Origin of the sequence: Mucilaginibacter sp. OK283, assembly GCF_900110415.1 — a bacterium.
GTDB lineage: Bacteria > Bacteroidota > Bacteroidia > Sphingobacteriales > Sphingobacteriaceae > Mucilaginibacter.
This window is the reverse complement of record NZ_FODR01000001.1, coordinates 982,338-996,197: the sequence shown is the minus strand read 5'-3', so window position 1 is coordinate 996,197 and position 13,860 is coordinate 982,338. Positions and strand designations below refer to the sequence as shown.

Here is a 13,860-nt window from a genome sequence, read left to right as displayed (position 1 = left end):
AGATAACATTCCTGCTAAACATAGATGTCAAAAAAGAGTAAAGAGCAGGGAGATGCGTTTCCAAAGTCATCTTAATACTGCAAGAATCCTTAAATCGTGTTAAACGAAGAAAGCCCCGGGTTATCCGGGGCTTTCGCAAATAATGTTTTATCAACGATTATTTTTGTTTAAACTGAACACGACGATTTAATACACGACCTTCTTCGGTTGAGTTATCGGCAATTGGCATGGTTTCGCCGTAGCCTTTGATTTTTACTTTTTTAGCATCAACACCAGAGTTAACTAAGTAAGTTTTTACTGAGTTAGCACGATCTTTTGATAAAGACATGTTGTGAGCGGCAGTACCTTCAGATGAAGCAAAGCCGTCAACTTCAACACCTTTGCCAGAAGCACGCAAATCTGCAGAAGTAGCATCTAACACCGGGTAAGATGAAGTGCGTAATACCGAGCTGTCAAATTCAAACTGGATGTTTGAGTAAGCAGTAGGTTTAGCAACAACTGAATCAGCAGCTGGTTTAGGGAATACAATAACGCAACCAGAACCATCAACTACGCTGCCCGCAGCAGTACCTGGGCATTTGTCAAACTGATCAGCAACACCGTCACCGTCTGAATCTTTTTTCAGGTCGTTAACAGCAGTTTCTACGTTTGTTACACGGCCTTTTAAAGCTTCAACTTCTGCGCGTAAAGCTGCATCATACAATTCATCATACATTTGAGCAACTGGGTTTACCCACTCTAAGTTCTTTTTTGAACTTGGACCAAAAGTATACTCTAAACCACCATAGCTATATGAGTAGCGGTTTTGATGAGGATAAGTTTTGAAACCCTGGAAATTGTAACCTTGAACAAAAGAAATTGTATAACCAAAATTTAATGCCAACGCGTCAGATAACTTAAATTTAACGCCAACACCAACCGGAGCGTATAATTCTTTTACAGTTTTAGGGTAAGGAGGATAAACAAGACCATCTACCGCACGGGTATATGATTTTGGTTTATAAAAATCCAGACCTAAACCGGCTGACCCATAAAAATTAACAGCGTTTTCGCGATGTAAAAAACTCACACTTGCAATGTTAAATACGCCGCTTAATGATCCAGCATTGTAAGTGGTTTCAAAATCTGTAAAGCCGTATTTATTAGTACCAGCTTTGTCAGTCCCTTTAATTTTTCCGCCTAAGTAGTCTAACTGTAAGCTGAAAGTGTGTGACAATTGCTGCCTTAACGACACACCATAGCCTAAGCTAGCCTTAAACTTATTGGTTGAATTGATTGAGAAAGGAACAAGGGCAGATGTTACACCAACGCTTGCGCCGATACTAAATGTGTTGTACTGTCCGATGCCGCCAAACAATTTGGCAGATCCAGTTTTTGTGGAGTCGGTCTGAGCGCTAGCCATACCCGCAACCAGCAAAGAAGCAAACGACAGTGCTGCTGTTTTCTTTAATGTAGAATAATTCATAGTTTTTAAGATTAAACGATTTTAATTGTGATTTTTTTCAAATTTAGTAATTATGTTTGAAACGATGACCAAACATTGTTCCAAAAATTGTAATAGTTACACAAATAAGGAAAAAAAAATGATTTATTAAAATAATCAAGAGTTAAATATGAAATATTTGGAAATTTTCCATTCGCTATTTACAAATAATAGAAAAAATTTCGTTTCGAGAACAAAACCAAACTCACTGGCTGTTTTTCACTCTAATGATGAGTTTCCGGTGAGTGGTGACCAGGTTTTTGCTTTTAAACAAAATCCGGATTTTTTTTACCTTACGGGTATCGACCAGGAGCAAAGCATATTGCTGCTATACCCCGATTGTCCTAATAAGGCATACAAAGAAGTACTTTTTTTAAGACAAACCAACGAGCACATTGCCATTTGGGAAGGACACAAGTATACAAAAGAGGAGGCGAGACAAGTTTCTGGTATCGAGAGTGTTTACTGGCTGCATGAATACGACGCTATTTTACATAGCATTATCAATTATGCCGAAAATATTTACATAAACACTAACGAAAACGACCGGTATGTACATACTGTACCATACCGGGATATGCGGATGTATGAAGCATTACGCCAAAAATATCCGCTGCATAAATACGAACGCTCGGCGTTGATATTAAGAGATTTAAGAGTTATAAAATCGGAGCCGGAAATTGAGCTGATCCAAAAAGCCTGTAACATCACCCACGATGCTTTTGTACGCGTACTTAAATTTATAAAACCCGGTGTTGCCGAATATGAAATAGAGGCCGAAATTATACACGAGTTTTTACGGCAAAGGGCTACCGGTCATGCTTATAGCCCAATAATTGCCTCGGGCAAAAATGCCAACGTGCTGCATTATATTGATAACAACCAGGTTTGTAATGATGGCGACGTAATTCTGTTTGATTTTGGCGCCCAGTACGCCAATTATAACGCTGATATGAGCCGGTCGGTACCGGTTAATGGCAGGTTTACCCCACGCCAGCGAGCTGTTTATGATGCCGTTTTACGTGTAATGCGCGAGGCGAGCAGCATGATTGTGGCCGGCACTGTTTTAACCGAATACCAGGACGAGGTTGGCAAAATAATGACCAGCGAACTGATAGGCCTTGGCTTACTTGATAAACATGATGTGGAAAAGCAGGATGCCAACGCGCCATTATATAAAAAGTATTTTATGCATGGCACATCGCACCACCTGGGTTTGGATGTTCATGACTTTGCCAGCAGGTATAAACAATTCGAGGTTGGCAACATACTAACCTGCGAGCCAGGTATTTATATACCTGAAGAAGGCCTGGGTATACGAATTGAGAATAATATTTTAATTACCAACAATGGTAATCGCGACCTGATGGCCAATATTCCCGTTGAGGCAGAGCATATTGAAGAGATTATGAATAATTTTTAGTCGAAAGGCTCAAGTTCTAAGTCGAAAATGACAATTCAGGCTCAGAACTTAAGGCTTTCGACTTAAGCCTGGTCAAGTGGTTATAAATACGAATCAACAAAACTATAAAGGTTAAAATCCTTGTAATTTAAAGCGACGGTAACATCTTGCTGAAGCTTTTTTTTATCTATATGATGCGTTAATTTATGTGCTAACAGCTTGTAAGCCTTTTCGGTAAGCAGTAACTGCCGACGAGGGTTTTTTACCTGCATTGATGTTTTGATAAACCCGGCAACCTGGGCAATCCCCGTACCCTGCAATGCTGTTGTTTTAAATACAGGAGGCTGTCCGTCTTTTTTTTGTCCTATAATTTTTTTCAGGTTATTGGCAAATACATCTGCATCGGCCCTGTCGGCTTTGTTAACAATAAAAGCATCAGCAATTTCCATCAGGCCCGATTTAATATGCTGTACTTCATCGCCCCCCTCGGGTACCAGTACCACAAGGGTAACGTCCGCCAGTCCGCTTATCTCAATTTCCGACTGGCCAACACCAACCGTTTCTATCAGCACATAATCAAATCCGGCGGCACGTAATACATCGGTCATTTCTATGGTTTTGGCCGATAAGCCACCTAATGAACCGCGGGTAGCCAGCGAGCGAATAAAAACATCCGGATGATTAAAGTGCGAAGACATCCGAATCCTATCGCCAAGCAGGGAGCCGAAGTTAAAAGGCGATGTGGGATCAATAGCCAAAACCGCTATTTTACTGCCATCTTTTAAAAGCAAATCTATCAAAGCATTTACCAGGGTGCTTTTGCCTGCGCCGGGCGGGCCGGTTACGCCAATTACCGGGGCAGGTTTATTAAATGTAAGGCCCTTTAATAGTTGCTGGCTTCCGGGCAGGTCGTTTTCAACAATGGTTAATGCACGGGCGACCTGTTTAAAGTTAATGCTATTTGTCATTCCGGTTTTGTTAAAAACAGCTGCCACATTCATATTTGTAAATGCAAATGACGAAAATTATCATAATAAAAGGCAATTTAATCTTTATTATTGCACTTGTGCGGTCTGTGTTGAGTTTTAAGTTCTGAGTAAAGAAAGAATAAATACGGTATTCGGCCCCATAGCATATTCAACGTTTGCAACAATGCCCCAGCCCCTCAAAACAAAAATACAACACATATTAATAAACCGTACAGATGCTATCGGCGATGTGGTGCTTACATTGCCCATGGCTGCTTATATTAAAGAGATGTTACCGGGAGCTGCGGTTTCGTTTTTAGGACGCACTTATACCCAGCCTGTTATAAATACCTGTGCAGCGGTTGATCTTTTTATTAATTATGATGAGATAAAGAAACTATCCCAAACAGAGCAAATTAACTATCTGAAAGAAAAAAAAATAGACATTATTATTCACGTTTTTCCTAATAAGCATGTGGCTCAAATAGCCAGGGCTGCTGGCATTAAATTACGTATAGGCACCACAAACCGCGTTTTTCATTGGTTTACCTGTAATAAGCTGGTAAAACTGAGCCGTAAAAAATCAGATCTGCATGAGGCACAGCTCAATCTTATTTTATTAAAACCTTTAGGCCTGGCATCTGTACCATCGTTGCAGGATATTATTGAACATATCAGTTTTGAAAGCAGGGCGCTACTTCCGCCAGACTTGGCCGGTAAACTATCCGGCGATAAGTTTAACCTCATCATCCACCCAAAATCGCACGGCAGCGGTATGGAGTGGGGCCTTGATAACTACGCGGAGCTTATCGATACCCTCCCGTCGGATATATTTAATATTATTATAACCGGATCTGATAAAGAAAAAATATTACTGACCGATTGGATTACAACCCTGCCCGGTACAGTAGTTGATATGACTGGAAAATTCAGTTTGCCGCAACTTATTAGTTTTATCAGCCAGGCAGATGGATTGATAGCCTCGGGTACAGGCCCCCTGCACATAGCAGCTATGGCGGGGATAAATACCCTTGGTTTGTTCCCCTCGGTAAGGCCGATCCATCCTGGGCGCTGGGCGCCATTGGGTAAGAAAGCTGAATTTATGGAAAGCGGAACAGTTGATATAAAACCTATATCTGCAGAAATAATTAATGAGCAAATTAAATTATGGAAAAAATGAGCACCTCCAAAATATTAGTTACGCTGGATTCCATGCGTTACCCAAACACAGGCTTGTATTACTTTGGTAGAAGCTTAGGAGAAGCGCTCCTTCGGAAAAATGACGGGCAGTTTGACCTGCATTTTTTTTTGCACCCCAATACATCAGAATTTGACGCAGTTGATGTAAAAAAACAATATTTTAAAAAATATAACAAGTTTTTTTATGTCAATAACAAGAATATAAACCTGTTTCACTTTACAGATCAGCATTCAAGGTTAAAGCCGAAGAAGGTTAAATCGGGAAAAAAGATCATGACTATACATGATATAAATCAGGTACATGAAAACCAAACAGCTAAACAATTAAAACTTTATTTAAAAAAATTAGGTGAACGGATATACCCTTGTGAAAAAATTATTACCATATCTCATTTCGCGGCCAACGATGTATTAACCTATTTCCCTGATGTTGCCGACAAGATAAGTGTGATCTATAACGGTGCCGATAAACTGGAGGTACCGCCTGGTCATCAACCTGCGTTTAAACCCCAAAAGCCGTTTTTGTTTTCGATAGGTATAGTTGCTGAAAAAAAAAACTTTCATGTATTGCCGGCGTTGCTTGCGGGTAACGATTACGAATTGATTATATCAGGCATATTAACCCCCTATAAAGATGTTATCATAGCAAATGCAAAAAAGTTTGGCGTAGAAGAAAGAGTTAAGCTTACCGGCCCAATTTCTGAAAACGACCGCGCCTGGTATTATGAAAATTGTGAGGCTTTTGTTTTTCCTTCCATTGCCGAAGGATTTGGTTTACCGGTTATCGAAGCTATGCATTTTGGCAAACCGGTGTTTGCCTCAACGTCAACATCGTTGCCAGAAGTCGCCGGCGATGCCGCTTACTACTTTAACACTTTTGACCCGGACGATATGCAGACTTCCTTTAATAATGGAATGCATCATTTTAGTAATGGCGGGCAGGCCGCTAAAGCTATATTACATGCTAATAAATATAACTGGGACAAAACCGCGCAGCAATATTTACAATTGTACCACAATTGCCTTCATAATAAATAACTGTATTTGCGTTTTAGTTTGCTGACAATGATGCATAACCGGCAACCTATTTAGCGCCTTTATTAAGCGTTGCCTTAAGGCCCAGAAGTATTCAATGCCTTCACATGGCTAATTTTGCATAGTTTTGCACTTTAATATAAAAAATGAAAATCTATTTCAGGCTTCTTTCTTTTGCCAGGCCGATTGGAAAATTTGCCGTACCATACTTTATTTTAACACTGCTATCTATAGTATTTAACACCTTAAATTATGTGTTGTTAGCACCACTATTAAAGGCAATCTTTAATCCCGGATCGGCCGGAAAAGCGCTGGTGCAGCCTGCAAATTGGTGGAACCCTATAAATGACCTATCCTATTTCGCTCAATTAGCAAATCAGCGGTTCGGCACTTTAGGCGCACTTGAATTTATCTGCGCGGCCATTATATCATCAGTATTACTGAGTAATGTATTCAGGTATTTTTCACAGCGTATTATGGAAAACCTCCGCATTTTTACCTTGCTTAATTTACGCCGCACAGTTTTTGATAACGTAATGAATTTGCACCTTGGCTATTTTAATAACGAGCGCAAGGGTGATATACTTTCAAAAATATCTGCCGATGTACAGGTGGTGCAGTTTTCGGTTACCGGTACTTTACAGGTGGCGTTTAAAGAGCCTTTCCAGCTTTTGTTTTATCTGGTTACCTTGTTTGTAGTATCGGTTAAGTTAACCTTGTTTTCGATGCTCATCATTCCGGTATCGGCCTTTGTAATATCGCGCATAGTAAAACGGCTTAGGGAGCAGGCAAAAGAGTCGCAGCAAACATATAGCAATATGATCAGTAACCTTGATGAAGCGCTGTCAGGTATCAAGATCATCAAGGCATTTAACGCAGCCTCGTTTATTAAAAAGAGGTTTGATCATGAAAACCAGGAATATTCAAGAATAACCAGGTCTATGGCCAAAAGGCAACAAATGGCCTCGCCGGTATCAGAGTTTTTAGGTGTGTTAATGGTTTCAGGCATTGTTTTATACGGAGGTTCGTTGATCATTAACCATGACGACTCGTTAACTGCGGAGAACTTTATATTATACATCGCCATGTTTTCGCAGATCATGCGCCCGGCAAAGGCGATTTCGGATTCTTTTAGCAATATCCACTCGGGCATAGCTGCCGGTGAACGCGTGCTTGCCCTTATTGATGAAAAGCCTTTAATAAACGATGCCCCAAACGCTGTTGCAGTAAAAGATTTTACCGACAGTATTAAATTTGAAAATGTGTTTTTTGCCTATAACGATAAACAGGCCGCAAACGATATTGCAGAAACAGGTAAGGACGACATAGATAAGTGGGTATTGAAAAACCTAAACCTGGTAATACCCAAAGGGAAAACAGTTGCCCTTGTGGGGCCGTCAGGTGGTGGTAAATCAACATTGATGGATATGCTGCCCCGTTTTATTGAACCTCAGGCTGGCGCAATATTTATTGATGGCGTGGATATACAGGCTGTAACCATGGAATCGCTAAGAGCGTTAATGGGTATTGTAAACCAGGAATCCATCCTTTTTAATGATACCATATTTAATAACATTGCATTTGGTAAAACAAACGCAACCCAGCAACAGGTAGAAGCCGCAGCCCGGATAGCTAATGCCCATAATTTTATTATGGAAACCGATAAGGGCTACCAAACCAACACCGGAGACCGGGGGACTAAATTATCCGGCGGGCAACGACAACGAATTTGCATTGCCAGGGCGGTACTCAACAACCCGCCAATTATGCTGCTTGATGAAGCAACATCTGCTTTAGATACCGAATCGGAAAAGCTGGTTCAGGATGCCCTGAACAACCTGATGAAAAACCGCACTTCATTAATCATCGCGCACCGTTTGAGCACCATTCAAAATGCCGATTTAATACTGGTGCTTGAAAAAGGAACTGTTGTTGAGCAAGGCACCCATCAGGAGCTTTTGCAAAACGGCGGCGTTTACAGAAGGTTGATTGACATGCAGGCCTTTAACGGTTAAAGGCTATAGTATAAAAATAAATATGGAGGTAGTTGTTGTTATCCCTTTTTATAAAGACAATTTAACCGGGCTTGAGAAAATAGCTTTGGAGCAGATAGGTAAGGTATTGTCGGGCTATCCCATTATCGCCATTAAACCCGCCAGCCTTGTACTAACCGGCCACGCAGCGACTTTTCCTTTTACATCAGTAATAAATTTTGACGATAACTATTTTAAAGATGTGCAGGGCTACAACGCGCTAATGCTCTCTGATGTTTTTTATAAAGAATTTTTAGCCTATGAGTTTATGCTCATCCATCAGCTGGATGCGTTTGTTTTTAGTGATAAGTTAAGCTATTGGTGTAATCAGGGGTACGATTATATTGGTGCCCCATGGATAAGGGTAGCCGAATATCCCGATTTTATCAAAGCTGTGAAATCAAAAATTCAGTTTTATTATCATGCGCGTTTTGATGTTCAAAAACATGGATTTCCATCGCCAATGCAATATGAGTTTAAGGTTGGCAATGGCGGTTTTTCGTTACGTAGAGTAAAAAAATTTCATGACCTGAGTATCAGTCTTCGCCACAAAATGGATAAATACCTAACCCGCACCGAGCATGAGTTTAATGAAGATATTTTTTGGGCTATTGAAGTAAACCGGAAACGCAAAATACTCAAGATTCCTGCTTATAGAAAAGCGCTGAAATTTGCCATAGAACTTGCGCCTGCCAAATCGTTAAAACTCAATAATAATGAAATACCTTTTGGATGCCACGCCTGGGATAAACACCTTGATTTTTGGCGACCTATATTTAAAAACTACGGATATGATATTTAATTCACGCTAAGCCTGCGTGGTACTAACTGAAGCATACTTTTTAAAGATATAAAACTTAAGTTTAAAAAACAGCTTGAAATTAAGCCGTAAAAATTTCTGATTTTTCCACAGCATTCCCAAAGCTGTTTTCATAGGGAAGTTGAAGCTTATAAGTTGATCGATAAAATTTTTAAAGGTCCGCTTTTCTATATAGGCGATCTGTTCTGGTGTAAACGAGCATACGGTTAAGGGCAGGTGCTTATTCCATTTATTATGCAATTTCAGGTTCTCAATCATCCAGATGTCGTTGTATAAACCTTCCGAAAAATGATCCAGCAGAATATCAAACGTAACCATCACTTTGTATTTTTGGCTTACCGATAGCGAAAAATCAATGTCGTAACCGTGAAATTTTTTAAATGTTATTTCATCAAACATAAATTCTTCGGCAACATCTTTTGTTGTTGCCATAAATACGCCGTCTATACACACTACTTCGGCAATGCTTTGGTTATCGGGATTGCTATAAACGTGTTTCGATTTTGTTTTTTTATATTTATATGATTGGATAAGGTTACTATAATAAGTATTTATCCCAATTCCGCCCACCCCCGAAGGAGTTAGCGGTTTATAACTGCTGCCCGCAATGCCAACCAAACCTAATTTGGGGTCTTGCTCAAATAACGCCAACAGTTTTTGCCCCCAGTTATTGGTTTTTATCAATACATCTTCGTGTATAAAACATAAAATATCATATTGAGCACGCATCATCCCCTTATTGTATACCTCACAGATGCCCATTTGGCCTTTGCTGTTATCGGTAGCAACAATTTCAAACGGCACTCCGATTGTGGCATTGATATTTTCACTTACCTGCTGTAGGTTAGCTTTATTAACGGATGAAATAATAATTGATATCATTCAGTAATATGTTTTTCCGGTAAAAAAAGTAGCTGTTAGTAATATAACGAATAAAAATCGTATTTAATACAATTTTTATTGCGATTAAATCAATTACGTGCGTTTTCGTTAATGTGATACAACTTTTACTAAAAAAAGTTTTTTATTTTTTTTTCAGATAACAAAGAAATACAGGATAGTATTTGTTGATTTGTTGTAGATATATAAATAATGCCGTATTGCAATAAAGCGGGAGTTACAATAATGATTACACCGGATTTTAAATTGCCAAAAACAACAAGCCAGTTTTGACGAAGAATTTGACCGAAATAAATTGCCTGCCCGCAACCAAAATTTATATTTTTTGCCCGGCAGGATATGCCACCGGCGGGCCCGAGGCATTGCACCAGTTGGGAGCAAAGCTAAAGCGCCTGGATTTTAATGCATTCATGTATTACTATTCAACCCCCGGCAGTGTAGATATTGTGCATAAAAACTATGAAAAATACAACGTGCCTGTTACCGAAAGCATCGAAAACAGTGCTCAAAATATCATCATACTGCCCGAAACGCACCTGCTGCCCATTTTTGACGATAGTTATAAACAGGTGCGCAAAGTTATCTGGTGGCTTAGCGTGGTTAACTATTATATTACCCAAAACAATCTCACCCAAAGTTTACAGCACAAAAAACATTTTAAACTAAAAAGTTACCTGGGCAAATATCCTACCGCCTCATTCGGCAGGCTTAAACGCCGCAACGATGTACAGCACATCAGCCACTCTTACTACTCGCAGGTGCACTTGCTCGAGCAGGGTATAAAGCCGATTGGTCGGATATCAGATTACATGAACAGTGCTTTTTTTGATATGGTAAATGAAGGTACGCCCAAAGAAAACCTGGTAATATACAACCCCATTAAAAACGACGTTTTTTTAGACAAGATTATTGCCCTTACGCCCACGATAAAATGGGTGCCCATTAAGAACATGACACCTGCCGAAGTAGCCGCACTGATGAACAAAGCCAAACTATATGTCGATTTTGGCTTCCATCCCGGCAAAGAGCGTATGCCGCGCGAGGCTTGTATTATGCGCAGCTGTATGATTATTGGCAAAACAGGTTCGGCGGCATATCAGCAGGACATGCCCATTCCTGAAAAGTACAGGTTTGATAAAAGCGAGGATCAAATCCCGGAAATTATCAATCGGATAAATGAATGTTTAACTAACTACCATGAATTGGTAAAAGATTTTGCACCTTATCGGCAAGCACTTTACAAGGAAGAAGATCAGTTTGAACAAGATATTCAAAAAGTATTTGTGAAGGATAAATAACAAGAACCACCCGGCAATCCCGGAATGGCTCTTGTTCAATAGCTTTTAGCTTTAGGCCTTCGGCTTTAAGCTCAACAAGCTTTATTGAAATTTAAACCCTAAACCAATTTGCCAAACCTGGTTGCGGTAGTTAGGCAGGTAGGAGTTATCATCCGGGCGACTGGTAGTAAGGTCGATATTGTAGCGCCCCCTAAGCTCAATATTCCGGCTCAAATCAACACTAAGGCCAATAACGCCGCTTACGTCGGTATGGTCGCCGCGGTTGTTATAGTATTGCTCCTGCTCGGTAATAAAACCGGTTTCATAAGTATTTTTGGTTGATGCCAAAAAGTTAATGGATGGGCCTACCAAAAAGTTGAATTGCGGTGCCAGCTTAACCTTTAACAACAATGGTACATCAATGTAATTGGTGCGTTGCGTAAACTTCCCGTAATCGGTATTGGCTGTATAACCCTTGCCCGAATACAAAATTTCGGGGGCAAATGATATTGGATAAGCAATAGGGATATCCAAAGTTAAACCACCGTTAAAACCAGCGATAGAGTTGGTGCTGAAGTTGGAGTTATCGGCATCAATGGTGTTTGAAATATTTAAGCCGCCGGTTAGCCCAACTTTTATCCTGTAAAAATCGTCCTGGCTTTGGCGCGGGCGTTCGCGGCGTTCTTGGCGGTAACGGGGCCTGCGGCGTGGCGGGCCGTAATATCCTTGTGCGCTGGCGTCATATACTGCAAACAGGCAGATAGCAAAAAAAATAATCTTCTTCATGTTAGTGTGTTTTTTATATATCCATAGAATAAAAAATATCGCAAAGGTTTAATGTGCACACTAATGCCGCGGAATTTTTCTAATTACACCAACCCGCGGGCAGGCCTTGTCTATGCCACTATCAATTCGTGCAATTCGCTTTAATTAGCAGTAATTCGTGTTTCAAAATTCGATTTAATTAGTAACAATTGGTGTTTCCTGTTTACATTTGAACATGCCAAAATTGAAAACCAGCTATCGTTTCGCGTTCGTAATCTTCCTTAATTTTATCTTTATAAACGCTTTCGCGCAAAAAGAAAGCTATATACAAAGCCTCAATACGCAAAACCATTGGGTGGATTCTGTTTATCATAAACTGAGCCGTAAGCACCGTATTGCACAATTATTATTCGTGCGGGCACACACCAATAAGGGGCAGGCCTATGCCGATTCGGTAGGTAAGGTGATCAAGGATCAGCAAATTGGCGGCCTGGTATTTTTTCAAGGCGGCCCGGGCCGGCAGCTAAACCTGGTTAACCAATATCAAAAACTGGCAAAAATTCCTTTGCTGATAGCTATGGACGGCGAATGGGGCCTGGGCATGCGCCTGGATTCGACTGTATCATACCCATACCAAATGACGCTTGGCGCCATACAGGATAATACACTGATATACAAAATGGGGCGCCAGGTGGCCGCCGATTTTAAACGCATCGGCGCTCATTTTAATTTGGCACCCGATATGGATGTGAACAATAACCCTAATAACCCGGTGATCAATTACCGCTCATTTGGCGATAATAAATATAACGTGGCCAAAAAAGGGATAGCCTATTTTACAGGCATGCAGGATGCCGGTTTACTCACCGCTGCGAAGCACTTCCCGGGCCATGGCGATACCAATGTAGATTCGCATTTTGATTTACCCCTGTTGCCTTATAGCCGGGCCCGGCTGGATTCGTTGGAAGAATACCCTTTTCGTGAGGCTATTGCAGCCGGCATCAGCGGGGTGATGATAGCACATATGAGCATCCCTGCATTGGATACTACCACCCATTTGCCGTCGACATTATCGCGCCCCATCATTACCGGTATTTTAAAAGATTCGCTGAAGTTTAAAGGCCTGGTAGTATCAGATGCCATGGAGATGAAAGGCGTTGTAAAATACTTCCCCAATGGCGAAGCCGATGTAAAAGCCTTTATTGCCGGTATGGATGTTATTGAACTATCCGAAAATTCAGATCGTGCCATTAAACTCATCCGCAAAGCATTGCGTCACGGTGCTATCAGTAGCCAGGAATTTGAAACCAAGGTAAAAAAAGTACTTGCTGCCAAATACTGGGCCGGGCTTAACCAGTACCAGGAAGCATCCCCCTTAAATCTTAACACCGATATTAACAGCCCGGCCCAAAAAGAGTTGGTGCAGCAGCTAAGTGATGCCGCTGTAACCGTATTAAAAGGCGATGCATCAACCATTAAGCTAAACCCGTTTTTAAAAACTGCCATTGTGAGTATTGGTGTATCCTCGCCAACCGCGTTACAGCAGGAAGCCGCCAAAAGTTTCCCCAACTGCAAACTGTTTATGGTTGATAAAAATACCCCGGTCATAGGCCTTAAAAATATATTGGCCTTGTTAAGCCAGTACCAGCAAGTAATAGTTGGCGTGCATGAAACCCGCCTTCGTCCCCAAAGCAAGCTTGATTACAGCAGCGACGTAAAACTCATGATAGCCGATCTGGCCGGTCGGCCTAACACGGTGATCAGTGTTTTTGCCAATGCCTACACCATAGCCGGCCTGCCGGGCATCGAAAAAAGTAACGCCCTGATGGTATGCTACCAAAACAGCCCCGAGCTGCAAAAATCAGTGGTAAAAGTGCTAATGGGTACTTTGAAGCCAACGGGTAAATTGCCGGTGAGTGTTAATATGTTTTTCCCTACGGGGGCGGGGATAGGGTTGTAATGGGGGTGAGTTTTTTG

Annotated in this window: 11 protein-coding genes; 7 read left to right on the top strand and 4 right to left on the bottom strand. The window is 41.0% G+C overall.

Annotated elements, in window-relative coordinates:
* Nucleotides 1–157: 157 nt before the first annotated feature.
* Entirely contained in the window at nt 158–1,465 is a 1,308-nt protein-coding gene (locus tag BMX56_RS04240) for an OmpA family protein (protein WP_090641159.1), read from the bottom strand.
* Between the two features lie 148 nt (nt 1,466–1,613).
* On the opposite strand from BMX56_RS04240, the gene BMX56_RS04235 reads away from it, so the two are divergent.
* Complete coding sequence (locus tag BMX56_RS04235) at nt 1,614–2,906, top strand: aminopeptidase P N-terminal domain-containing protein (RefSeq protein WP_090641157.1); 1,293 nt, start codon at nt 1,614–1,616, stop codon at nt 2,904–2,906.
* 80 nt (nt 2,907–2,986) lie between these two features.
* Here the strand turns inward: BMX56_RS04235 and meaB are convergent, their stop codons facing one another.
* A complete protein-coding gene (gene meaB, locus BMX56_RS04230) occupies nt 2,987–3,853 on the bottom strand; it encodes a methylmalonyl Co-A mutase-associated GTPase MeaB (protein WP_255369766.1) in 867 nt (288 codons plus the stop codon).
* Between the two features lie 184 nt (nt 3,854–4,037).
* On the opposite strand from meaB, the gene BMX56_RS04225 reads away from it, so the two are divergent.
* The 4 genes from BMX56_RS04225 (at nt 4,038) to BMX56_RS04210 (ending at nt 8,923) form a co-directional block, all read left to right on the top strand.
* A complete protein-coding gene (locus tag BMX56_RS04225) occupies nt 4,038–5,033 on the top strand; it encodes a glycosyltransferase family 9 protein (protein ID WP_090641152.1) in 996 nt (331 codons plus the stop codon).
* Nucleotides 5,030–6,091: a glycosyltransferase family 4 protein gene (locus BMX56_RS04220; protein WP_177183704.1), complete on the top strand. Its 1,062-nt coding sequence runs from the start codon at nt 5,030–5,032 to the stop codon at nt 6,089–6,091. The genes BMX56_RS04225 and BMX56_RS04220 overlap by 4 nt, the downstream gene beginning before the upstream one ends.
* A 143-nt stretch (nt 6,092–6,234) precedes the next feature.
* Nucleotides 6,235–8,103, top strand: coding sequence for an ABC transporter ATP-binding protein (locus BMX56_RS04215; RefSeq protein ID WP_090641146.1), 1,869 nt, complete (start codon nt 6,235–6,237; stop codon nt 8,101–8,103).
* 22 nt (nt 8,104–8,125) lie between these two features.
* On the top strand, nt 8,126–8,923 hold the full coding sequence (locus BMX56_RS04210; RefSeq protein WP_143065356.1) for a DUF5672 family protein: 798 nt from the start codon (nt 8,126–8,128) through the stop codon (nt 8,921–8,923).
* Between the two features lie 6 nt (nt 8,924–8,929).
* Here BMX56_RS04210 and BMX56_RS04205 read toward each other — a convergent pair whose 3' ends face one another.
* The gene (locus tag BMX56_RS04205) at nt 8,930–9,823 is read right to left on the bottom strand and encodes a glycosyltransferase (protein WP_090641142.1); all 894 of its coding nucleotides are present in this window, start codon (nt 9,821–9,823) and stop codon (nt 8,930–8,932) included.
* Between the two features lie 287 nt (nt 9,824–10,110).
* Here BMX56_RS04205 and BMX56_RS04200 point away from each other — a divergent pair, with 287 nt between their 5' ends.
* Nucleotides 10,111–11,139 carry a hypothetical protein gene (locus BMX56_RS04200; protein ID WP_143065355.1) on the top strand — a complete coding sequence of 343 codons (1,029 nt, stop codon included), beginning with the start codon at nt 10,111–10,113 and terminating at the stop codon, nt 11,137–11,139.
* A gap of 81 nt (nt 11,140–11,220) precedes the next feature.
* Here BMX56_RS04200 and BMX56_RS04195 read toward each other — a convergent pair whose 3' ends face one another.
* Nucleotides 11,221–11,904, bottom strand: a complete 684-nt coding sequence (locus tag BMX56_RS04195) for a porin family protein (protein ID WP_090641138.1) — start codon at nt 11,902–11,904, stop codon at nt 11,221–11,223.
* Between the two features lie 214 nt (nt 11,905–12,118).
* On the opposite strand from BMX56_RS04195, the gene BMX56_RS04190 reads away from it, so the two are divergent.
* A complete protein-coding gene (locus BMX56_RS04190; RefSeq protein WP_090641135.1) occupies nt 12,119–13,843 on the top strand; it encodes a glycoside hydrolase family 3 protein in 1,725 nt (574 codons plus the stop codon).
* Nucleotides 13,844–13,860 lie beyond the last annotated feature (17 nt).

What these genes read in the sequence shown, in the direction of transcription:
- BMX56_RS04240 (WP_090641159.1), bottom strand. Translation starts at nt 1,465, where the DNA reads ATGAATTATTCTACATTAAAGAAAACAGCAGCACTGTCGTTTGCTTCT.
- BMX56_RS04235 (WP_090641157.1), top strand. Translation starts at nt 1,614, where the DNA reads ATGAAATATTTGGAAATTTTCCATTCGCTATTTACAAATAATAGAAAA.
- meaB (WP_255369766.1), bottom strand. Translation starts at nt 3,853, where the DNA reads ATGACAAATAGCATTAACTTTAAACAGGTCGCCCGTGCATTAACCATT.
- BMX56_RS04225 (WP_090641152.1), top strand. Translation starts at nt 4,038, where the DNA reads ATGCCCCAGCCCCTCAAAACAAAAATACAACACATATTAATAAACCGT.
- BMX56_RS04220 (WP_177183704.1), top strand. Translation starts at nt 5,030, where the DNA reads ATGAGCACCTCCAAAATATTAGTTACGCTGGATTCCATGCGTTACCCA.
- BMX56_RS04215 (WP_090641146.1), top strand. Translation starts at nt 6,235, where the DNA reads ATGAAAATCTATTTCAGGCTTCTTTCTTTTGCCAGGCCGATTGGAAAA.
- BMX56_RS04210 (WP_143065356.1), top strand. Translation starts at nt 8,126, where the DNA reads ATGGAGGTAGTTGTTGTTATCCCTTTTTATAAAGACAATTTAACCGGG.
- BMX56_RS04205 (WP_090641142.1), bottom strand. Translation starts at nt 9,823, where the DNA reads ATGATATCAATTATTATTTCATCCGTTAATAAAGCTAACCTACAGCAG.
- BMX56_RS04195 (WP_090641138.1), bottom strand. Translation starts at nt 11,904, where the DNA reads ATGAAGAAGATTATTTTTTTTGCTATCTGCCTGTTTGCAGTATATGAC.
- BMX56_RS04190 (WP_090641135.1), top strand. Translation starts at nt 12,119, where the DNA reads ATGCCAAAATTGAAAACCAGCTATCGTTTCGCGTTCGTAATCTTCCTT.